This window comes from Eisenbergiella porci (assembly GCF_009696275.1).
GTDB classification, from domain to species: Bacteria; Bacillota; Clostridia; order Lachnospirales; family Lachnospiraceae; genus Eisenbergiella; species Eisenbergiella porci.
Genome location: NZ_VUMI01000012.1, coordinates 91,093 through 112,016 on the forward strand (window position 1 = coordinate 91,093; position 20,924 = coordinate 112,016).

General features: G+C 50.8%; 17 protein-coding genes. All 17 read left to right on the top strand.

Annotated elements, in window-relative coordinates; translation table 11 throughout:
• The first annotated feature begins 70 nt into the window (after positions 1-70).
• The 17 genes from scfA (at position 71) to rlmN (ending at position 20,688) form a co-directional block, all read left to right on the top strand.
• Positions 71-214, top strand: a complete 144-nt coding sequence (gene scfA / locus FYJ45_RS09475) for a six-cysteine ranthipeptide SCIFF (RefSeq protein WP_009250044.1) — start codon at positions 71-73, stop codon at positions 212-214.
• A 206-nt stretch (positions 215-420) separates the two neighbouring features.
• Positions 421-1,848: a thioether cross-link-forming SCIFF peptide maturase gene (gene scfB / locus FYJ45_RS09480; RefSeq protein ID WP_276891817.1), complete on the top strand. Its 1,428-nt coding sequence runs from the start codon at positions 421-423 to the stop codon at positions 1,846-1,848.
• 19 nt (positions 1,849-1,867) lie between these two features.
• Entirely contained in the window at positions 1,868-4,045 is a 2,178-nt protein-coding gene (gene secD, locus FYJ45_RS09485) for a protein translocase subunit SecD (protein ID WP_154464402.1), read from the top strand.
• 134 nt (positions 4,046-4,179) lie between these two features.
• Positions 4,180-5,949, top strand: a complete 1,770-nt coding sequence (recJ, locus tag FYJ45_RS09490) for a single-stranded-DNA-specific exonuclease RecJ (RefSeq protein ID WP_154464403.1) — start codon at positions 4,180-4,182, stop codon at positions 5,947-5,949.
• 218 nt (positions 5,950-6,167) lie between these two features.
• A complete protein-coding gene (gene pfkB / locus FYJ45_RS09495) occupies positions 6,168-7,094 on the top strand; it encodes a 1-phosphofructokinase (protein ID WP_021634043.1) in 927 nt (308 codons plus the stop codon).
• A gap of 513 nt (positions 7,095-7,607) precedes the next feature.
• On the top strand, positions 7,608-8,612 hold the full coding sequence (locus tag FYJ45_RS09500) for an NAD-dependent epimerase/dehydratase family protein (RefSeq protein WP_154464404.1): 1,005 nt from the start codon (positions 7,608-7,610) through the stop codon (positions 8,610-8,612).
• Positions 8,600-9,154, top strand: a complete 555-nt coding sequence (locus tag FYJ45_RS09505) for an NAD(P)H-dependent oxidoreductase (RefSeq protein ID WP_154464405.1) — start codon at positions 8,600-8,602, stop codon at positions 9,152-9,154. Before FYJ45_RS09500 ends, FYJ45_RS09505 begins: the two co-directional genes overlap by 13 nt.
• Positions 9,155-9,182: 28 nt before the next feature.
• Complete coding sequence (locus tag FYJ45_RS09510) at positions 9,183-9,395, top strand: hypothetical protein (protein WP_035320706.1); 213 nt, start codon at positions 9,183-9,185, stop codon at positions 9,393-9,395.
• 1,205 nt (positions 9,396-10,600) lie between these two features.
• Positions 10,601-11,386: an Rpn family recombination-promoting nuclease/putative transposase gene (locus FYJ45_RS09515; protein WP_235930740.1), complete on the top strand. Its 786-nt coding sequence runs from the start codon at positions 10,601-10,603 to the stop codon at positions 11,384-11,386.
• Positions 11,387-11,458: 72 nt separating this feature from the next.
• Entirely contained in the window at positions 11,459-11,755 is a 297-nt protein-coding gene (locus tag FYJ45_RS30590) for a hypothetical protein (protein WP_235930741.1), read from the top strand.
• Between the two features lie 355 nt (positions 11,756-12,110).
• The gene (locus tag FYJ45_RS09520; protein WP_154464406.1) at positions 12,111-13,589 is read left to right on the top strand and encodes a UDP-N-acetylmuramoyl-L-alanyl-D-glutamate--2,6-diaminopimelate ligase; all 1,479 of its coding nucleotides are present in this window, start codon (positions 12,111-12,113) and stop codon (positions 13,587-13,589) included.
• Between the two features lie 11 nt (positions 13,590-13,600).
• The gene (priA, locus tag FYJ45_RS09525) at positions 13,601-15,841 is read left to right on the top strand and encodes a replication restart helicase PriA (RefSeq protein ID WP_154464407.1); all 2,241 of its coding nucleotides are present in this window, start codon (positions 13,601-13,603) and stop codon (positions 15,839-15,841) included.
• A gap of 32 nt (positions 15,842-15,873) precedes the next feature.
• Complete coding sequence (gene def / locus FYJ45_RS09530; RefSeq protein ID WP_021639087.1) at positions 15,874-16,347, top strand: peptide deformylase; 474 nt, start codon at positions 15,874-15,876, stop codon at positions 16,345-16,347.
• Between the two features lie 100 nt (positions 16,348-16,447).
• On the top strand, positions 16,448-17,380 hold the full coding sequence (fmt, locus tag FYJ45_RS09535) for a methionyl-tRNA formyltransferase (protein WP_154464408.1): 933 nt from the start codon (positions 16,448-16,450) through the stop codon (positions 17,378-17,380).
• Complete coding sequence (locus FYJ45_RS09540; RefSeq protein ID WP_021639089.1) at positions 17,374-18,078, top strand: zinc metallopeptidase; 705 nt, start codon at positions 17,374-17,376, stop codon at positions 18,076-18,078. The genes fmt and FYJ45_RS09540 overlap by 7 nt, the downstream gene beginning before the upstream one ends.
• Before the next feature lie 104 nt (positions 18,079-18,182).
• Positions 18,183-19,556: a 16S rRNA (cytosine(967)-C(5))-methyltransferase RsmB gene (gene rsmB / locus FYJ45_RS09545; protein WP_154464409.1), complete on the top strand. Its 1,374-nt coding sequence runs from the start codon at positions 18,183-18,185 to the stop codon at positions 19,554-19,556.
• Positions 19,557-19,638: 82 nt separating this feature from the next.
• Positions 19,639-20,688 carry a 23S rRNA (adenine(2503)-C(2))-methyltransferase RlmN gene (rlmN, locus tag FYJ45_RS09550; protein ID WP_154464410.1) on the top strand — a complete coding sequence of 350 codons (1,050 nt, stop codon included), beginning with the start codon at positions 19,639-19,641 and terminating at the stop codon, positions 20,686-20,688.
• Positions 20,689-20,924: the final 236 nt, after the last annotated feature.

Genomic DNA, 20,924 nt, shown 5'->3' on the forward strand with positions numbered 1-20,924 from the left:
TTCAGGCCGACCTCTGTCCAGATAAAGAGCATCCGTTTCCGCGGATTTTCTCATGCAAGGAGGCAATGATATGAAACATATTAAAACACTGACCACAAGAGACTTAAAAGAATCCATGAAGAAGGGCGGCTGCGGCGAATGCCAGACATCCTGCCAGTCAGCCTGCAAGACATCCTGCACAGTAGGAAACCAGAGCTGCGAGAAAATGAAATAAGCAGCTCCGAAAGAAACCGCATAAGGTTTTTATAAGCAGCGATACCCATCGCTGCTTATTATACGTGAAGACATGGCCGAGGCGGGGCGCAGCTTTTTTACTTGCGGCCTGAGAGGGCGGACGGAAATGGATAAAGGACTGTTTGGGGATTGGCGTTCGGAGTCCGGCCCCGGACAGTTTCTATAAAACAGAAAGGAAGTTTTCCAGTGATACACCAGTACAAAAACAACGGCTACAACATCGTAATGGATGTGAACAGCGGAAGCGTACATGTTGTGGACGATTGTGTCTATGATGTGATACCACGGATTGAGGAATGCATCAATAACGGAGTAAAAGAAAAAGAGGGTATCCTTACAGCGCTGAAAGCGGAGCGCTCCGGTGAAGGACAGCAGTCTGGAAAAGAGCGGCTCTCTGAAAAAAAGCTTTCTTATACAGAACAGGAGCTGGAGGAAGCTGTAGAAGAAATTCTGGAGCTGTATGAAGCCGGACAGCTGTTTACGGAGGATATTTACGAAAATTATATCGGGGATTTCAAGAACAGGCAGACGGTGGTAAAGGCGCTGTGCCTGCATATTGCCCATGACTGCAACCTTGCCTGCCGCTACTGCTTTGCGGAGGAAGGGGAATATCACGGCAGACGCGCCCTGATGAGCTTTGAAGTGGGGAAAAAGGCCCTGGATTTTCTGGTTGCCAATTCCGGCAGCAGGGTGAATCTTGAGGTGGATTTCTTCGGCGGCGAGCCTCTGATGAACTGGCAGGTGGTAAAAGACCTGGTAGCTTACGGCAGGAGCCTGGAGGAGCCCAATCATAAGAAATTCCGTTTTACCCTGACGACCAACGGAATCCTGCTCAACGATGAGGTTCAGGAGTTTGTTAATAAAGAAATGTCCAATGTGGTCCTCAGCATTGATGGACGTAAGGAAGTAAATGACAAAATGCGTCCTCACAGAGGCGGACAGGGAAGCTATGACATCATTGTTCCCAAGTTCCAGAAGCTGGCGGAGAGCCGTGAACAGTTCAATTATTATGTGCGCGGCACCTTCACCCACAATAACCTGGACTTTGGCGAGGATGTAAAGCATCTGGCGGATCTGGGCTTTGAGCAGATTTCCGTGGAGCCGGTGGTGGCGGAGCCTTCGGAACCCTATGCCCTCAAAGAAGAGGATCTTCCCGTGCTGCTTGAGGAATATGACAAGCTGGCAGCAGAGCTTTTAAAGCGGCAGAAGGAAGGCAAGGGCGTTAATTTCTTCCATTTTATGATAGATTTAAGCGGCGGCCCCTGTGTGGCAAAGCGGCTTTCCGGCTGCGGCTCAGGGACAGAGTATCTGGCTGTGACGCCGTGGGGCGATTTTTATCCCTGCCATCAGTTCGTGGGCAAGGAAGAGTTCCTCATGGGAAATGTGGATGATGGAATCGTCAGGACGGATATCCGGGATGAATTCAAGACCTGCAATGTTTATGCCAAGGAAAAGTGCAGGAACTGCTTCGCCAAGTTTTACTGCAGCGGCGGCTGTGCGGCAAATGCCTATAACTTTACGGGCAATATCAAAGGCACCTATGATTTGGGCTGCGAACTCCAGAAAAAGCGTATCGAATGTGCGATTATGATAAAAGCGGCACTGGCCGACTAGAATGAAGGAGAAAAAAGCAATGAACAAGAAAAAAGGAATCTTTACCCTGATTGCGTTCATCGTCATCTTGGCCGGATTGGGCTATGTGTCCATTTTTGGTGTAGGCGAGAACAAATCAGGCTCCGCTTCCAGCGTTAAGCAGGGACTTGACCTGGCGGGCGGCGTCAGCATCACCTATCAGGTGGTTGGGGACGAGGCACCCAGCGCCGCTGACATGAATGACACCATCTACAAGCTGCAGAAGCGTGTGGAAAATTACTCCACAGAGGCGCAGGTATACCAGGAGGGTTCAGATCGTATCAATATTGAAATCCCCGGTGTATCCGATGCCAATGCGGTTTTGGAGGAGCTGGGCAAGCCCGGTTCCCTTTCCTTCCAGGATTCCCAGGGAAATGTGGTTCTGGAAGGCACGGATGTGGCGGATGCACAGGCCGGCTACCAGAAGAACAGCCTGGGCAACCAGGAGGCGGTAGTTCAGCTGACGCTGACGGAAGAAGGAAAAGTCAAATTTGCAGAAGCCACCAAGAAGGCGGCTCCCACACGGGACATTATTTACATCATTTATGACGGTTCCGTGGTAAGCGCGCCGGCAGTACAGTCTGAAATTACGGACGGTTCTGCGGTAATTACCGGTATGGGCACCTTTGAAGAGGCGGAAACGCTGGCTTCCACCATCCGTATCGGCGGACTGAAGCTGGAGCTGGAAGAGCTGCGTTCCAATGTGGTCGGCGCACAGCTTGGTTCTGCGGCCATCAGGACAAGCCTTATGGCAGGAGCTATCGGCATGGCTATCGTTATGGTATTCATGATCGCCGTTTACTGGATTCCCGGTGTGGCAAGCTCCCTGGCGCTGTGCATGTACGTAGTGCTGATGATCCTGCTGCTCAACGGTTTTGAAATCACCCTGACACTTCCCGGTATTGCAGGTATTATCCTGTCTATCGGTATGGCGGTGGATGCCAACGTTATTATTTTCGCTCGTATCCGTGAGGAAATCGCCACCGGCAAGACGGTGAAATCTTCTATAAAAATCGGTTTCCAGAAGGCGCTTTCCGCAATTCTGGACGGAAATATTACCACACTTATCGCAGCTGCGGTGCTGGGCTTCATGGGCTCAGGTACGGTCAAGGGCTTTGCGCAGACACTGGCTCTTGGTATCGTGGTCTCCATGTTCACGGCGCTGGTGATAACGCGATTGATTCTGAATGCTTTCTATGCAGTGGGCATGCAGAACGAAAAGCTGTACGGACGCGCAAAGGAAAAGAAGCCTGTGAACTTCCTTTCCAAAAAAGCGGTATTTTTTACAATTTCCATCGTCCTGATTGTTGCAGGCTTCGTATTTATGGGTGTGAACAAGGGAAGAACCGGCCAGAGCCTGAACTACAGCCTGGAGTTCATCGGCGGTACCTCCACCAACGTTACCTTTAATGAAAATATGTCCATTGAGGATATCGATGCCAATGTGGTTCCCATGATCGAGAAGATTACCGGCGACGGAAACGTGCAGACCCAGAAGGTACAGGGAACCAATGAGGTAATTTTCAAAACCAGGACACTGGATGTGACGGAAAGAGAAGAGCTGAATAATACCCTGGCGGATAGCTTCGGCGTGGATCAGGAGAAGATTACGGCAGAAACCATCAGCTCCACCATCAGCGGTGAAATGAGAAGGGAAGCAGTCGTTGCGGTAGTGATAGCAACTGTCTGCATGCTGATCTATATCTGGTTCCGTTTCAAGGACATCCGTTTCGGCGCCAGCGCTGTTGCAGCCCTGATTCACGACGTACTGGTGGTACTGGCCTTCTATGCGGCGGTGCGGGTATCCGTGGGCAGTACCTTCATTGCATGTATGCTTACCATTGTAGGTTACTCCATCAATGCTACCATCGTTATCTTCGACCGTATCCGTGAAAATATTAATCTGGAAGGAAAGAGTGAGCTGAACGGGCTGGTGAACAAGAGTATCACACAGACACTGTCCAGAAGTATCTTTACTTCGCTGACAACCTTCATTATGGTTGCAGTGCTTTATATCATGGGCGTAAGCTCCATCCGTGAATTTGCACTGCCTCTGATGGTTGGTATCGTCTGCGGTACTTATTCTTCCGTATGCATTACCGGTGCGCTGTGGTTTGTCCTGCGTACCAGGATTGCGGGAAAGAGCAAGAACACAGCGGTGAAAGTCAAGTCTAGATAAAAGCTGATTGATAGGAAAGGCGTTCTGCTTGTCAGAACGCCTTTTTAACCCCATAAATGTAAGAGAAACTGTATTGTTCGGGGCGGATTTTTTGAATGGTTCTGCCGCTCTGGATTATAACGGAGAATGTTGATATGGCAAAATGGTTCGTAGCCGCAAAGAGAGCGGACTTTCAGAAAATTGGTGAAACCTTCGGCATTAGTCCGGTACTCGCCCGGATTATCAGAAACAGGGATATTGTGGAGGAAGACGATATTCGGAAATACCTGCAGGGGACCGTGGAGGAAATGTATGATCCCGGGCTGCTTTTGGGCATGGAGTGCGCGGTGGAAATTCTGGAAAGAAAAATCAGGGAAAATAAGCAGATCCGGATTATAGGAGACTATGATGCGGATGGTATCTGCTCCACCTTTATCCTGCATAAGGGCCTGCTCTATGCGGGGGCCTTAGCGGATACCGCCATTCCGCACCGGATGAAGGACGGCTATGGCCTGAATGAGCATCTGGTGGAGGATGCGTGGGAGGCAGGAGTTGATACCATCATTACCTGCGACAATGGCATCGCCGCCGCGCCCCAGATTGAGCTGGCAAAGAAGAAAGGAATGACGGTGATCGTCACGGATCACCATGAGGTTCCCTATGAAGAAAGCGGCGGGGAAAGACGCTATCTGATGCCTCCGGCGGACGTGGTAATTGACCCGAAGCAGGAAGGGGATAATTATCCCTACAAAGGTATCTGCGGCGCTGTGGTGGCTTATAAGGTGATTATGAGCCTTTTCAGGAGGCTGGGGCTGGAGAAAAGGGAGAGTGCGCTTCTGGAAGAACTGCTGGAGCTGGCGGCATTCGCCACGGTATGTGACGTTATGGAGCTTCTGGATGAAAACCGGATAATTGTGAAATTCGGCCTTTCCCACATGCAGAGTACTGTTAACCAGGGGCTTCGGGCGCTGATGGAGGTAAACGGCATCGATAAGAAAAAGCTTTCTGCCTATCACATCGGTTTTGTCATGGGGCCGTGCCTGAATGCCACCGGGCGGCTGGATACGGCGGTAAGAGCCCTTCAGCTGCTGGAAGCTGAGGACAGAGGGGAAGCAGTGCGGATAGCGGCCGATCTGAAGCAGCTTAACGACAGCCGGAAGGAAATGACCGATATTTTTGTCAAAAAGGCGGTTAAGCTGGTGGAAGAAAGCGGGCTTGGAAAGGATCGGGTGCTGGTGGTGTACCTGCCCGACTGCCATGAAAGCCTGGCGGGAATCATTGCCGGAAGGGTGCGGGAAAAATACTACAAGCCCGTTTTTGTCCTCACAAAAGGGGAAGAGGGGGTGAAGGGAAGCGGACGTTCCATCGAAACCTATCATATGTTTGAGGAAATGACGAAGGTAAAACAGCTTTTTACCAAATACGGCGGACATAAAATGGCGGCCGGCCTTTCCCTGGAGGAAAAGGATGTGGAGAATTTCCGCAGGGAAATCAATGCTGTCTGCACCCTGACGGAAAGCGATCTGGAGGAAAGAGTACATATCGACGTACCGATGCCTGTTTCCCATGTATCCATGGATTTTGTGCGGGAACTGGAGCTGCTGGAGCCTTTTGGCAACGGAAATCCCAAGCCGGTATTTGCCCAGAAGGATATGGCCTTCCTTTCAGCCCGCATTCTGGGGAAAAATGGGAATGCCGTGCGCTTTACCGTGCTGGATGACTGCGGAAAGAGATGGGAGATGATGGCTTTCGGCGATCCGGCGCCTTTGAATGCATACATGGCTGCACGGTTCGGGCAGGAAGCTGTGGACAGGCTTTATCTGGGAAAGACCCAGGATATACGCATGTCCGTAACCTATTATCCTTCCCTCAATACCTATCAGGGAAATACGAAGCTCCAGCTGGTGATGCAGCAGTATCAGTAAGCAAGCCGCCGGAAAAACAGATTTTGGGTAACAGGCGGGCGGCTGCTGGCTGTTATAAAATTTCTCCATATAAGATGCCGTGAAACGGGGAAGTATGATAAAATAGGAATGAAGAAGGATTTGCAGTAACTGTGGTGGGACGAAGCAGCTGCAATTTACAGAAAATAACAGAAGGCCCGCAGGAAAACGGAAGCCGGCGGGCGGAACGGAAGGCAGATATGATTTTGACGGTAACATTGAATCCGGCGGTGGATAAGACCTACAGGACAGGAGAGCTTTTTCCCGGCCGTGTGAACAGAATGCGGTCGGTGGATAATATCCCGGGCGGAAAGGGAATCAATGTAAGCAAAATCCTCAGGCAGTACGATTATGAGGTGACTGCCACCGGTTTCCTTGGAGGCTATCAGGGAAAATGGATGGAGGCCCAGCTGGACAGGCTGAAAATACGCAGCGCATTTGTCCATGTGGAGGAAGAAACACGCAGCAGTATGAATATTGTGGCGGATAACGGCTATGTAACGGAGATTCTTGAGCCGGGACCGCACATAAGTGAAGCGCATCTGAAGGAGTTCGGCGCAAGCTTTATCCGGCTGGCGGAGGAGAGCAGCCTGATTATCCTTTCAGGCAGCGCGGCGCCGGGCATTTCTGCAGATATATACGCAAGGCTGATACGCAGCGCGGCCGCGATGGGGAAAAAAGTGATTCTGGATACCAGCGGAGAGCTGCTGAAGGAAGGGATTCAGGCTGCTCCCGCTGTTGTGAAGCCCAACCGTAAGGAGCTGGAATACATTATCGGAAGACGGCTGCAGGATCGGGAGGATGTGAAGGATGCTGCCAATGTGCTTTTGGCTTCCGGCATCCGGATGGTCATGATTTCCCTGGGGGACAAGGGGCTGATACTGGCAAGGGAGGGACGCTGCCTTTACGCCAGGGTGCCCAGGGTTATGGCGATGAACACGGTGGGCTGCGGGGACAGCGTGGTGGCTTCCCTGGCCATGTCCATGACGGCTGGCATCGGGGAAGAAGAACTGCTGCAAAGAGCGGCGGCTGTTTCCGCGGCCAATGCGACCACGTTGGAAAGCGGGAATGTGCCTCTGAAGCTGGCGGAGGAAATGATGAAGGATATTGAGATTATGGAAATATAACCGGAATTGTAGAGTATCGGGAATAATATCCGTCCGGATAATAAGCGGCCGGCTGGCCGTGAAAAGATAAGATAAAAAGGCGCCTGTCCGCAGGCGCCTTTTTATCTTATCTTTTATGAGGGGGAGATAGGTGTTGTTCATCTATCTGAAATTTATAATACCCGAAAAATGTGTCGGGAGTATGACTATTTTCATAAAAAGCTATAAAATTTATTAACTGTTTCTTTATAAAACATAAAAGAAATCGAATGGACAACAAATTTTTCCAATGTGTTCAAAAGCTGCACAACTGGCGTGGAACTGTCCATTGTAGAGAAAAAAACAGGTTGATATAATAAAGTAAAGGGAACAGTTCAAGACGATATGCCGTCCTGAACTGTTACAAATAAAGAAAGAAATCAGATGTTTTATTTCCGTATTGAAACGTCGGTTAATACCCTGGTGCAAACAGACTGGCATCAGACGGGATGCGTTGCGGCCTGAGGAAAATTATTCTGGATTGGGAGGTTCACCATGAAGAAAATGTATATCGTCACGGGCGCGGACGGACATCTTGGGAACACGATTGTCCGTATGCTTGCAAATGAAAACTGTCAGGTGAGGGGACTGATACTGCCGGGACAGGAGGAGAGGGAGCTTAAAAATGTCACCTACTATAAAGGGGATGTAAGGGAAAAAGAGTCGCTTCTTCCCCTTTTTGAAGGTTTGGAGGGAATGCAGATTTATGTTATTCATACGGCGGGAATGATTGATATTTCCGGTGAGGTGACCCCGTTGATCTATGATGTGAATGTGAATGGAACGAAGACAGTAGCCGGGCTGTGTCTGGAAAAGCATGTAAAACGTCTGGTTTACGTGAGCTCGGTCCATGCCATTCCGGAAAACGGAAGCTTTGGGGTTATGCAGGAAGTAACGGATTTTTCTGAAAAGAAAGTGTTCGGCGGCTATGCCAAAACCAAGGCGGAAGCGACCAGAGCGGTGCTTGATATGGTAAAGCAGGGGCTGGATGCGGTGATTGTCCATCCGTCGGGAATTCTCGGCCCCTTTGGCGGCACGGGAAATTACCTGGTACAGCTGGTAAGCGATTATATTCAGGGACGGCTTCCGGCCTGCGTCAAAGGCGGTTATGATTTTGTGGATGTGCGTGATGTGGCAACGGGCTGCCTGCTGGCGGCGGAGAAAGGCAGAAAGGGGGAATGCTATATTCTTTCCAACCGCCACTACGAAATCCGCGAGGTGCTTGCCATGGCTAAAAAAACCTGTAAATGCAGAAGCGTCCCGGTGCTTCCCATGTGGCTGGCGAAGGCGGCCGCCCCTCTGCTGGCGGGTTATGCCAGATGGAAAAAGAAACGTCCGCTGTACACGGTTTATTCATTGTATACGCTAAGAAGCAATGACAGGTTCTCACATGATAAGGCTACAAAAGAATTAGGCTACAGCCCGCGTGACCTGATGCAGACCATTCAGGATACGGTGCAGTGGCTGAAGGAAGGGAAGCGGCAGACATGCTTGGATTAAATTTCAGTTCCAGAAAGAACGGCAATTGCGGAGATTTTCTGTTGTTTCTGCGTCAGCAGACGAATAACCGGCTTGTGAGCCGGTCAATTCATGATTTCAGCCTGGAGGGCTGCGGACCATGTGAATATGAGTGCATCCACGGCAGCTGCCCGAAAAAGGACGGGCTGACCGCGCTGACGGCATGGATGGATAAGGAAGAACAGAGCATTTTCGTCATGCCGCTTTACAACGGTAATTTACCGTCGGCTTTCTACCGGCTGCTGGAACGCATGTCTCCCAGGCTTCATGATGAAGCGGAAGAGAAGCGTTTTTGGAAAAAGGTGAAAATTATTCTGGTTGGGAATCCGGAACATGGCCTGGAACCGGCCGTTCAGACGCTGAAGGATATATATGAAAACGCCGGGGTGAGACCGGCTGTAACGGCCTTTTCTTCAGTGAAGTATGGAATGAAGGCCACACAGGACAGGATGATTGAGAGCCGGGAGGTGAGAAGCAGGCTGGTGGAGCTGGCGTGGGAATGGATGGAAGATCCCGGAAGGTAAGTATAAAGTATGTGGGGGAGGTAAAAAAATGACATACGGCAGGCATGGGGGATGTGGCCGTATGTCATTTTTTCTGCGTTATACAAACGAAAAAGCTGCCGGCGGAAATCCGCATGACAGCTTTTCGTTTTCTTATGAGGGGGGAGATAGTTTTGAGTTGTTTAACTATCTGAAATATATGATAACGGAAAATTGTGACGTGAGTGTGTCTATTTTAGAAAAAGAAAATAAAAAGTCTTAAGGTTTTCTTTAGAAAAAGAGAAGAAGATCTTGCGGTGGGGGCGAAGGAGAGTCCTGCGTGTCCCTGTGTCTCCCTGGGAAGGGCTGTATGGGGGGATGGTCTGTCAGGGGGATACCTGCCTGCCGGGCCGGACTTCTCTTCCTCCGGGGCCGTCGCGGCCAGCCTCCCTTTTTCCCAGGCGGGGTGGGGGTGTTTACTGTTCCAGTCTCAAAAACGGGGTATTTCTAACTGTCCCGGAAGTCAGGAATTCTGCCAACGCGACCGGAACTCCTCACGCAGCGACTGCGTCGGCTGCGTTCGTCAGACAGGTCGCTAAGGGCGGCAGGATTCCTGCCTTCCGGGGCAGTAAGAAATATCTCCGTTTTTTCCAATGGAGCAGAAAACACCCCCCACCCCGCCTGGGAAAAAGGGAGGCTGGCCGCGGCTGTCCCGGAGGAAGAGAAGTCCGGCCCGGCAGGCAGGTATCCCCCTGACAGACCATCCCCCCATACAGCCCCCAGGGAGACACAGGGACACGCAGGACTCTCCTTCTGTAGGGCAGGTTATGAGGGGCGTAAGGGTAGAGGAGAGAAGAAATGATATAATAAATAAAGGGGGAGGTGGCTGGAAAGGGTGAAGCGGTGGAGGAAATCTTTCTGTTTTCTTAATAATTCCTTCAGGGAATTAAGAACTTTTTTAAAGTTTCATCACAGAATGAACACATTTTCCCGGTATCATTAGTGTCAGATAGTTGAAAAACAACTCACTAAACTATCTCCCCCCTCATAGTCAATAAGCTCTCACGAAAGTGAGGGCTTATTGTTTGTATATCAGGCATGGCATTAATCTGGCTGGTGTAAGTTCAGCCACGGGAATTTACGGCCAGGTGTAATGAACTAAAACTGGTATCAGTAATGGTATAGATGAAAGAAGGGGTGTGGCAAAGTTCTTGTGCTTTGTACAGAAACTTGCAGGGAGATTCGGGGGATGAGGTTGGTAAGTATGATATCTATATGAATTGGCCTGAATTTATTTTTGTGAAACATCCTTCAACCAACAGAGTTTTGTGTTGATATTATTGAATTAGTATGTTATTATTATTTCGTCACACAGCGGTATCTATGCTGCTGTAGTATCCGGCCGTCCGGCCGTTCTTTCATTTCGGCGCTTCCTTTTCGAAGCAGTAATCCGTAAATGGCAAAAAACTTAATACAGGAGGAATATTTATGGAAAACAGGCTCAGGAATTATTTTCTGCTTATCAGGGAAAGAAAGGAGGTGTTGAAAGAAATTGGTGAAAGCAGCGGGCTGAAGGCGCTGTTTCAGAGCTGGACGCCTGAACGGCAGGAAGAATTCCTGGATTTCTGCACGGGTATGAAGGGCGTAAAGATCCTTTATGATTCTTTTTTCAAGGAAATCATGAGTCCGGAATATACGCCCGGCAGGCTGAACCGTTTTCTGTCGCTGCTGCTGGGGAAAAAGGTAGTGATCCGTCAGGTGCTTCCCAATGAGGGAGGCAGGATTGCGGACGAAAATACCTTATTAGTCACGGATATCCTGGTGGAATTCGAGGACGGAAGCCTGGCGGATGTGGAGATTCAGAAGCTGGGCTATGCCTTTCCGGGAGAACGCAGCGCCTGCTATGCTGCGGATCTGCTGCTGAGGCAGTATAAAAGGGCACGGGATAAGAGGAACAGGGAAAAGGGTAAGTTCAGTTATAAGGACATCAAAAACGTATATGTCATAGTGCTTTTTGAGAAAAGCCCTGTGGAATTTCATTCTATGGAAAAGGAATATCTGCATAAATCGGACTGGAGCTTTGATACAGGGCTGGAGCTGGATTTGTTACAGAATTTTATCTTTATTACGCTTGACATATTCCAAAAAAACATGGAAAATAAAAGTATAGAAAACGAACTGGAGGCGTGGCTGATGTTTTACAGCACGCAGGATCCGGAACGGATAATCGAGCTGATAAGTCAAACACCCCGTTGCAAGCAACGGGGCATTTGACCCTCGCGGCAGTCGCCAAGTGGATGCACAAGTGCATCCGTTTGGCTCGTTGCTCGCGGAAATAAATACCCGATGTTCAGACAGATGTATGGGGACGTATATGAAGTCTGCCGGAATATGGAGAAGGTGATGGGAATGTTTTCGGAAGAGCTAAGAGAGATGGATCGGAATACAGTGCAGTATATGATTGACGAGATGCAGGCAACGATAGATGCACAGTCTGCTGCCTTGGAAGAAGAGCAGAAAAGGCACGAGGAAGAAAATAATAAACTGCAGGAGCTGATTGCCGCTCAGGCTGCCGCGCTTGATAAGGCCATGAAGCGGATAGAAGAACTGGAAAGAAAAGTCGGTTCTGAACCCGTAAAATAAGCCGCCGCAGTGTGTGGTGGAAGCTGATGTTTCCTGCAGGATGCGGGATATCAGGCTCAAAGGAGCGCAGCCGTGAACGAGGTGCAGGCGATTTACATTTAAAAAAGCTATAAAGAGCAGCGTCCAGACTCTGCGTGACATGCGGGTAGGTATGCTGTTTCTTTTTTAACCTTTTGTTTGCCTGAATATAAAGAACTGCAAAAACTACTGATAACAGGGTTAAAATATATAACCATGGCGAGGGGAGGCCATGGCGCGGAGCACATCCTTGGTTGAAAATGGGATCCTTTTGTGCTATTCTTATGTAAGTATTACGCTTAAATATCCATTTTTCAAAAAGAAAAGAGGAAATGATATGGCAGCTTTAAAAACGTTACTTGAGAATCTGGATGTCACGGTGGTAAGAGGCCGGCTGGAGCTGGATATTACCGATGTGGTTTATGACTCCAGGAAAATTACAAAGGGATGTCTGTTTATTTGTATAGAAGGAGCTAATTTTGACGGGCACAGCGCAGCGGCGCAGGCAGTAGAGCAGGGAGCTGCGGCTCTTGTGGTGCAGAGGCCTGTTAAGGTGCCGGAGGATGCGCAGGTGGCCATTGTGCAGGTGGAGAGCACGCGGTATGCCATGGCGTTTATTTCGGCGGCCTGGTTCGGGCATCCGGCAGAGAAGATGAAGACCATCGGGATTACCGGGACGAAGGGAAAGACGACCTCAGCTTATCTGGTAAAGTCGATTCTGGAGAATACCGGCCTTAAGGTGGGGCTGATCGGTACAATAGAAGCAATTATCGGCGATAAGCACATTCCTGCTGAGAATACCACGCCGGAGTCCTATATTCTGCAGAGCTATCTGGCGCAGATGGCTGAGGCCGGCTGTGATGCGGTGGTGATGGAGGTTTCTTCCCAGGCGCTGATGCAGCACAGAAGCCAGGGATTTGTATTTGACTTCGGTATTTTTACCAATATAGAGCCGGATCATATCGGGCCTAATGAGCATGGCAGCTTTGAAGAATATATGCGCTGCAAGGGAATGCTTTTCAGGCAGTGCCGCGTGGGAATTGCCAACCGGGACGACAGTCATTGGGAGCAGGTTATGGAAGGGCATACGTGCAGGCTGGAAACCTACGGGCTGTCTGAAGAGGCGGATCTGCGGGCCGAAGGAATGCGGCTGACCAACAGGAACGGGCATCTGGGTGTGGCGTTTCAGGTTAAGGGACTTATGGATTTTGACGCTGAGATAGCTATGCCGGGACGGTTCAGCGTATATAATGCGCTGACGGCCATCGCTATCTGCCGTCATTTCGGCGTCCCTGTGGAGGCGGTGAAGAAGGCGCTGCAGGAAGCGCGTGTAAAGGGCAGGATTGAGCTGGTGAAGGTATCGGATGAATTTACCCTGCTGATTGATTACGCCCATAATGCCATGGCGCTGGAAAGCCTGCTCACCACGCTGAAGGAGTATGACCACGGCAGGCTGGTATGTGTATTCGGCTGCGGAGGCAACCGTTCCAGGCTGCGCCGTTATGAAATGGGGGAGGTGAGCGGGAGACTGGCGGATTTAACCGTAATTACCTCAGATAATCCCCGTTTTGAGGAGCCTCAGGCTATCATTGACGATATCAAGACGGGAATTGGCAAAACGGATGGGAAGTATATCGAAATTTGTGACAGAAAAGAAGCGATTGCCTATGCGATTGACAATGGACGGCCGGGAGATATTATCGTGCTGGCAGGCAAGGGGCATGAGGATTATCAGGAGATCCGGGGAGTGAAGCACCCCATGGATGAAAGAGTGCTGATTGCGCAGATACTGAAGGAGAGAGGAATTTCCTTCTGATGGAGGGATACATGCAGGGCAGATTTGCAAATATTATAGTGGATATTTCCCATGAAAAAGTGGATCGCCCGTTTCAGTACCGTATTCCGGAGGCGCTGCTGGGGCTTCCGGAGCCGGGGATGAAGGTCAGAATCCCCTTTGGCAGCGGTAATAAGCTGCGCACAGGCTATATTATAGAAATAACGGATGAGCCGGAATTTGATGTTTCACGGCTGAAGGAAATTGACTCTGTAATCGAAGAAGGAGTTCAGGTGGAAAGCAGGCTGATCCGCCTGGCCTTCTGGATGAAGGAGCATTACGGTTCCACCATGATTAACGCGCTGAAAACGGTTTTGCCGGTGCGCCAGAAGCTGAAGCAGCAGGAAAAAAAGGAAATCTGCCTCCGGGTGGGGAAAGAGGAAGCCCGGGCGGAGATGCTTCAATGTGAAAGGAAGCATCAGGGAGCCAAGGCCCGCGTCCTGCGGGAGCTGATAGCGGAGGAACGGCTGCCCCAGACACTGGTGGCGAGGAAGCTGAATATTTCTCCCTCCACCTTCCGCAGTCTTCAGGAGGCCGGGCTGATTGCCATTAACAGCGTGCCCTATTACCGGAATCCGGTAAAGCTGGATGCGCAGCGGGAGGCCGGCCACCGCCTGAGTGAACGGCAGCAGTTCGTTGTGGACAGCGTGTTGAAGGATTATGACGACGGCATCCGGCAGACCTATCTGCTCCGGGGAATTACCGGAAGCGGGAAAACGGAGGTCTACATGGAGCTGATAGCGCAGATGATTCAGAGGGGCCGCCAGGCCGTTATGCTGATTCCGGAAATTGCGCTGACCTACCAGACAGTGCTCCGTTTTTATAAAAGATTCGGGGATCGTGTGTCCGTGATGAATTCCACGCTGTCTCCCGGAGAAAAATATGATCAGTGCGAGCGGGCCAGAAAAGGGGAAATCGATGTTATCATCGGCCCCCGTTCCGCGTTGTTTACACCGTTCCCGGATATCGGGATCATTATTATAGATGAAGAGCATGAAAACAGCTATAAAAGCGAAACCATGCCGAAATACCATGCCAGGGAAACGGCGGAGGAGCTTGCGGCGCTTCATGGGGCAAGCGTTTTTTTAGGATCCGCAACTCCCTCGCTGGAGAGCTTCTACCGGGCAAAGCAGGGAAAATACAAGCTGTTTACCCTAAATGAACGTCTCACGGGAGGCGTGCTCCCCACCGTGTATGTGGAGGATTTAAGGCAGGAGCTTAAAAACGGCAACCGTTCCATTTTTTCCAAAAGGCTGCAGTCGCTTCTGGAGGACCGGCTGGAAAGGGGAGAGCAGAGCATGCTCTTTTTGAACCGGAGGGGTTACGCCGGGTTTGTATCCTGCCGGATGTGCGGGCATGTGATGAAATGTCCCCATTGTGACGTTTCTTTGTCCGAGCACAGAAACGGGACGCTGGTCTGCCATTACTGCGGCTTCACCCAGCCTGCCGTGAAGCTGTGTCCGGAATGCGGTTCCAAATATATACTGGGTTTCCGGGCCGGTACGGAGCAAATCGAGGAACAGCTGCATAAGCTGTATCCGGACAAAAAAGTGCTCCGCATGGATGCGGATACCACGAAAACAAAGGACAGCTATGAAAAAATCCTGTCCGCATTTTCCGCGGGAGAAGCCGATATCCTGGTGGGAACACAGATGATTGTCAAGGGGCATGATTTCCCCAATGTGACGCTTATGGGAATTCTGGCGGCGGATATGTCGCTTTCCGTGAATGATTACCGTGCGGGGGAGCGGACCTTTCAGCTGCTGACCCAGGCGGCGGGAAGGGCAGGCAGGGGAACCAGGCCGGGAGAGGTGGTCATACAGACCTATCAGCCGGAGCATTACAGCATTCTGCATGCGGCGGCGCAGGATTATGAAGGCTTTTATGAAGAGGAAATCCTTTACCGGCAGATGCTTTCCTATCCGCCTGTTTCCCATATCCTGGCGGTGCAGGTAACCTCCGCTGCCCAGGAAGGCGGCGAAGTGCTGGCGGGTCAATTGAAGCGGCTCTGTGTGGGCGCGCCGGAGGGACGGGTGGAGAAAACGATCATTATCGGTCCCGCGCCGGCATTTATCGGCAGAATTAATGATATTTTCCGTTATGTGCTTTATGTGAAAAATCCGGATTATGAGGTTTTAATCCGTCTGAAGAACAGAATGGAGCATTTTTTGAAGGAAGAGGATCGGAAGGACGAGAGTGTGCAGTTCGATTTCGATCCCATGTCATCCTTTTAATTATAGCAAAAGAAGAAAGGTGGAAAAGAAAAATGGCTATCAGGAATATAAGAATTATGGGAGATCCGATTCTTGAAAAGGTCTGCAAGGAAGTGAAGGAGGTGACGCCCCGGACGCAGGAGCTGATTGACGATATGCTGGAAACGATGTATGATGCCAACGGTGTGGGTCTTGCGGCGCCGCAGGTAGGCATTCTCAAAAGAATCGTTGTAATCGATGTTACGGGAGAGGATCCGATTGTACTCATCAATCCCCGGATTCTGGAAACAAGCGGAGAGCAGACCGGCGGGGAAGGCTGTCTTAGCCTGCCGGGGAAAAGCGGTACGGTAACCAGGCCCAACTATGTGAAGGTAAGGGCTTACGACAGAAACATGAAGCCCTTTGAAATGGAAGGTACAGAGCTGCTTGCCCGAGCCTTCTGCCATGAAATCGACCATCTGGACGGCCACATGTATGTGGAGAAGGTGGAGGGTGAGCTTACGGATGTGGAAGAAGTGGAAGAATAGGGACCGCGGAGACGTTTTCGGGTTTTTGTTAAATTATGGTTCGTAACTGTTGGGCACCCTCACAGTTACCACGGTTCACAGATCAGGAAAGGCAGGCATCATGAAAGTAGTATTTATGGGAACTCCCGATTTTTCCGTGGGAGCATTGGAAGCGATATGGAAGGCCGGACATGAGATAACCGCTGTGGTGACACAGCCGGATAAGCCTAAGGGAAGAGGCGGTAAGCTGCAGATGAGCCCTGTCAAGGAGTTTGCTGTTTCCCGGGGATTACCCGTTTTCCAGCCGGTTAGAATCAAAAGGCCGGAGGCCGTGGAGCAGCTGAAAACCTATGAAGCGGACATTTTTGTCGTGGCCGCTTTCGGACAGATCCTTTCTCAGGAAATATTGGACATGCCACGTTTCGGGTGCGTGAATATTCATGCCTCCCTGCTGCCCAGATACCGCGGCTCGTCGCCGATCCAGTGGGCGATCATCAATGGGGACAAGATGACCGGAGTAACCATCATGCAGATGGATGCGGGCGTGGACACAGGCGACATGCTTATGAAATCAGAGGTGGAAATCGCGCCCTCTGACACCTATGCGAGTCTTAGCGACAAGCTGGCGCAGGCGGGAGCACAGCTGATTATCCCTGCGCTTGCCGCGATAGAAAAGGGAGAGGTCACGCCGACTCCCCAGGACGATTCCTTAAGCTGCCATGTGGGCATGATCGACAAAAATATGGGCAAAATTGATTTTTCCAGATCGGCTGAGGAAATAGACCGGCTGATTCGGGGATTAAATCCCTGGCCCAGTGCGTATACTTTCTATAAGGGAAAAACGCTTAAAATATGGGAAGCCTTCCCTGTGCAGGAAAGTGCGGACGGGGAACCGGGAAGCATTCAAAGGACAGAAAAGGACGCCGTATATATCAATACGGGAAATGGCGTCCTTAAGGTAACGCAGCTGCAGCTGGAAGGGAAGAAACGCATGCAGGTAAGGGATTTCCTTCTGGGCTGCAGAATAGAAAAAGGAGAAATGCTGGGATGTTAGGATATGGTTATTATTTTGATCCAACTTATTTTCTGGTGATTATCGGCGCGGTGCTCTCTATCTGGGCAAGCGCCAGAGTCAACAATACGTTCAGCAAATATTCCAGGGTGCGCAGCATGACTGGAATGACGGGTGCGGAAGCGGCCAGGATGATACTGAACTACAACGGTCTGGGAGATGTGCAGGTGGAACACGTCAGCGGAAGCCTGACCGATCATTATGACCCCAGGACAAGAGTGCTGCGGCTTTCGGATTCCACCTATGCGTCCGGAAGCGTGGCGGCAATCGGTGTGGCGGCTCACGAATGCGGCCATGCGGTGCAGCATAAGGAAGGTTATGTGCCGCTGAAAATCAGGGGCGCACTTGTGCCGGTAGCCAACTTCGGATCCATGCTGGGTCTGCCTATCGTGGTTTTAGGCCTGGTATTTGGTCTGAGCTATACGTTTATCCAGATAGGAATCTGGATTTTTGCGGCTTCCGTTTTGTTCCAGATAGTGACGCTGCCCGTGGAATTCAATGCCTCGGGACGGGCCCTGAAAATGCTTCAGGGATATAATATCCTGACGGAGGAAGAGACAGGATACTGCAGAAAGGTGCTGGGCGCGGCAGCGCTTACCTATGTTGCGGCAGCGGCTTCTTCCATCCTGCAGCTGCTGAGGCTTTTGCTTCTGTCCGGCGGAAGAAGAGACCGGGATTAAGATAAATAGTAATTGTTCAGGACGTTCCGGTTCCCTTATGGCCGGTAACGGGGAAACGCCGGGGAGGCTTTGCGGAGCCTTCACAGGAGAGGATTGGAATACGGATGAAAACGGAAAATGGAGTCAATACAAGAGGCCTTGTGCTGGATATGCTTCTGGAGCTTGAGAGAGGCGGCGAATACGGTAATCTTCTGTTGAAAAATGTACTGGATAAATACGATTATCTGGACGGCAGGGACAAAGCCTTTATCAAGCGCCTTACGGAGGGTGTTTTGGAGCGGCGCATCCAGCTGGATTATGTGCTGGGGCAGTTTTCAAAGTCACCCGTAAATAAATGTAAGCCGCTGATCCGCTGCCTTCTCAGAATGGGCGCCTACCAGATTCTTTTTATGGATTATATTCCTGATTCCGCTGCCTGCAACGAGGCGGTGAAGCTTGCGGAGAGCAGGCATTTCCATCAGCTGAAAGGTTTTGTCAACGGCGTCCTGCGCAGCATTTCCCGCGGAAAGGATACGCTGGCGTGGCCGGATCGGGAAAGGGAGGCTGTCAGGTATTTTTCCGTGATGTATTCCATGCCGGAATGGATCGTGCGGATGTGGCTGACCGATTATGGCGGGAAAGTCACGGAATGTATGCTGCAGGCGCTTTTAGAGCCGCGGCCTGTGACCATACGGCTTTCGCAACGGATTTCCGCGCAGGAAAAGGAGGCCCTGCTTACGGCGCTGGAGGAATGCGGCGCGCATCCTGTGGTGCATCCCTACCTGGACTATGCCTATACCCTGGGCAAAACTGAAGGGATTGCTTCGCTTCCGGGCTTTGAGAAGGGACAGTTTGCCGTACAGGACGTGAGCAGTATGCTGGTGACGGAATGCGCCCTTGCCGGACGGGACAGCACGCAATTCCTGCTGGATGTGTGTGCCGCGCCGGGCGGAAAGGCCATCCATGCGGCAGACAGACTGTATGGCTCAGGACGCGTACAGGCGCGGGATATTTCCGGTTATAAAGCGGGACTGATTCAGGAGAATGCCCGCAGGATGGGGCTTGAAAACCTGGAGGTCCGTATTTGGGACGCCACGGTGCCGGATGAGAGCATGAAGGAAAAAGTGGATGTGGTGCTGGCGGATCTGCCTTGCTCCGGGCTGGGAGTTATCGGCAGAAAACCGGATATCAAATACCGGGTGACGCTGGAGAGCCTGCAGGAGGTTGCGGCGCTGCAAAGGCGTATCCTGGCCAATGCTGCCATGTATGTTAAGCCCGGCGGGCGGCTGGTTTACAGCACATGTACTATTAATAAGGCGGAAAATGAAGAACAGGCGGCCTGGTTTGCTTCCCATTTTCCCTTTACCCTGCAGAGCCTTAACAACGGGCTGCCGGAAGCGTGCCGGAATGCGGAAACGGAAGCGGGGATGTGTCAGCTTCTTCCGGGGATCCATGCGGCGGACGGTTTTTTTATCGCATGCTTTGTCAGGAAAGAGTAAGGCGCGTTTTTTGACGGCTGTGCACATCTGGTGGGCAGGCCGCAGAAATAAATGAGTAAAAACAAAGGAATCGGTGGAAACGTTGAACATACGGACAGATATCAAATCCATGACGCTTACGGAACTGAAAAAGGAATTGGAGCAGGCGGGAGAGAAAAGCTTCCGCGCAGCCCAGCTGTATGACTGGATGCACTGCAAGCTGGCTGCAGGTTATGATGAAATGACCAACCTGCCTCTGTCTTTGCGCAGTAAGCTGAAGGAAAATTACCCCTACACCAGCCTGCTGCCCATCGAGGTTCAGGAATCCCGGCTGGACGGCACAAAGAAATTCCTGTTCGGCCTGGCTGACGGAAATGTGGTGGAAAGCGTATGGATGAAATATAAACATGGGAATTCGGTGTGTATTTCTTCCCAGGTGGGCTGTAAAATGGGCTGCCGCTTCTGTGCTTCCACATTGGATGGCTGGGAAAGAAACCTGCTTCCTTCGGAAATGCTGGATCAGATTTACACCATCAGCAGGCTGACGGGGGAACGGGTTTCCAATGTGGTGGTCATGGGTACAGGGGAACCGATGGATAATTACGACAACCTGCTCACCTTCATCCGTATACTTACAGAGGAGCACGGGCTCCATATCAGCCAGCGCAACATCACCGTTTCCACCTGCGGCATTGTGCCGAAGATGAAAGAGCTGGCGGAGGAAAAGCTGCAGATTACCCTGGCGCTTTCCCTGCATGCCACCACGGATGAAAAGCGCAGAAAGCTTATGCCGATAGCCAATACATGGCATCTGGATGAATTGATGGAGGCCTGCGCATACTATTTTGAAAAAACAGGCAGAAGGATTACCTTTGAGTACAGTCTGGTAGGCGGTATGAACGATACGCTGGAGGACGCAGCCCAGCTGTCCGCGCTGGCAGGCCGCCTTAATGCCCACGTGAACCTCATCCCTGTAAACCCCATAAAGGAGCGGGATTACAGGCAGTCCGGGCAGTCTGAAATCCTTGCCTTTAAAAATAAACTTGAAAAAAACAAAATTAATGTTACTATTAGAAGGGAAATGGGCAGAGATATTGACGGTGCCTGCGGACAGCTGAGACGCAGACACATTTATGAAGAAAAAAGCTGGTAATGTTATGGATCGTTACGCCTCGTCGTTGAATCCTTAAAAAAAGAATAGTTATCATCTTCGGGAGTTAAAGTTTTTAAGCTGACTCCCTTTTTTTATACATAAAAAAAGACAGTTTGTAGCCTGCCTGCCCCTGCTGGTGCTGATGCTTGCGGGAGATAGGGACGGGGAAGCATGCAGCCGCTTTGCCAGGAGCTGCTTATGGAACAGCAGCGAGTAAAAGTTCTATAAAACATTCC

Bases quoted from the DNA above. Each gene is read 5' to 3' on its own strand.
- scfA (WP_009250044.1), top strand. From the start codon at position 71: ATGAAACATATTAAAACACTGACCACAAGAGACTTAAAAGAATCCATG.
- secD (WP_154464402.1), top strand. From the start codon at position 1,868: ATGAACAAGAAAAAAGGAATCTTTACCCTGATTGCGTTCATCGTCATC.
- recJ (WP_154464403.1), top strand. From the start codon at position 4,180: ATGGCAAAATGGTTCGTAGCCGCAAAGAGAGCGGACTTTCAGAAAATT.
- pfkB (WP_021634043.1), top strand. From the start codon at position 6,168: ATGATTTTGACGGTAACATTGAATCCGGCGGTGGATAAGACCTACAGG.
- FYJ45_RS09500 (WP_154464404.1), top strand. From the start codon at position 7,608: ATGAAGAAAATGTATATCGTCACGGGCGCGGACGGACATCTTGGGAAC.
- FYJ45_RS09505 (WP_154464405.1), top strand. From the start codon at position 8,600: ATGCTTGGATTAAATTTCAGTTCCAGAAAGAACGGCAATTGCGGAGAT.
- FYJ45_RS09510 (WP_035320706.1), top strand. From the start codon at position 9,183: ATGACATACGGCAGGCATGGGGGATGTGGCCGTATGTCATTTTTTCTG.
- FYJ45_RS09515 (WP_235930740.1), top strand. From the start codon at position 10,601: ATGGAAAACAGGCTCAGGAATTATTTTCTGCTTATCAGGGAAAGAAAG.
- FYJ45_RS30590 (WP_235930741.1), top strand. From the start codon at position 11,459: ATGTTCAGACAGATGTATGGGGACGTATATGAAGTCTGCCGGAATATG.
- FYJ45_RS09520 (WP_154464406.1), top strand. From the start codon at position 12,111: ATGGCAGCTTTAAAAACGTTACTTGAGAATCTGGATGTCACGGTGGTA.
- priA (WP_154464407.1), top strand. From the start codon at position 13,601: ATGCAGGGCAGATTTGCAAATATTATAGTGGATATTTCCCATGAAAAA.
- def (WP_021639087.1), top strand. From the start codon at position 15,874: ATGGCTATCAGGAATATAAGAATTATGGGAGATCCGATTCTTGAAAAG.
- fmt (WP_154464408.1), top strand. From the start codon at position 16,448: ATGAAAGTAGTATTTATGGGAACTCCCGATTTTTCCGTGGGAGCATTG.
- FYJ45_RS09540 (WP_021639089.1), top strand. From the start codon at position 17,374: ATGTTAGGATATGGTTATTATTTTGATCCAACTTATTTTCTGGTGATT.
- rsmB (WP_154464409.1), top strand. From the start codon at position 18,183: ATGAAAACGGAAAATGGAGTCAATACAAGAGGCCTTGTGCTGGATATG.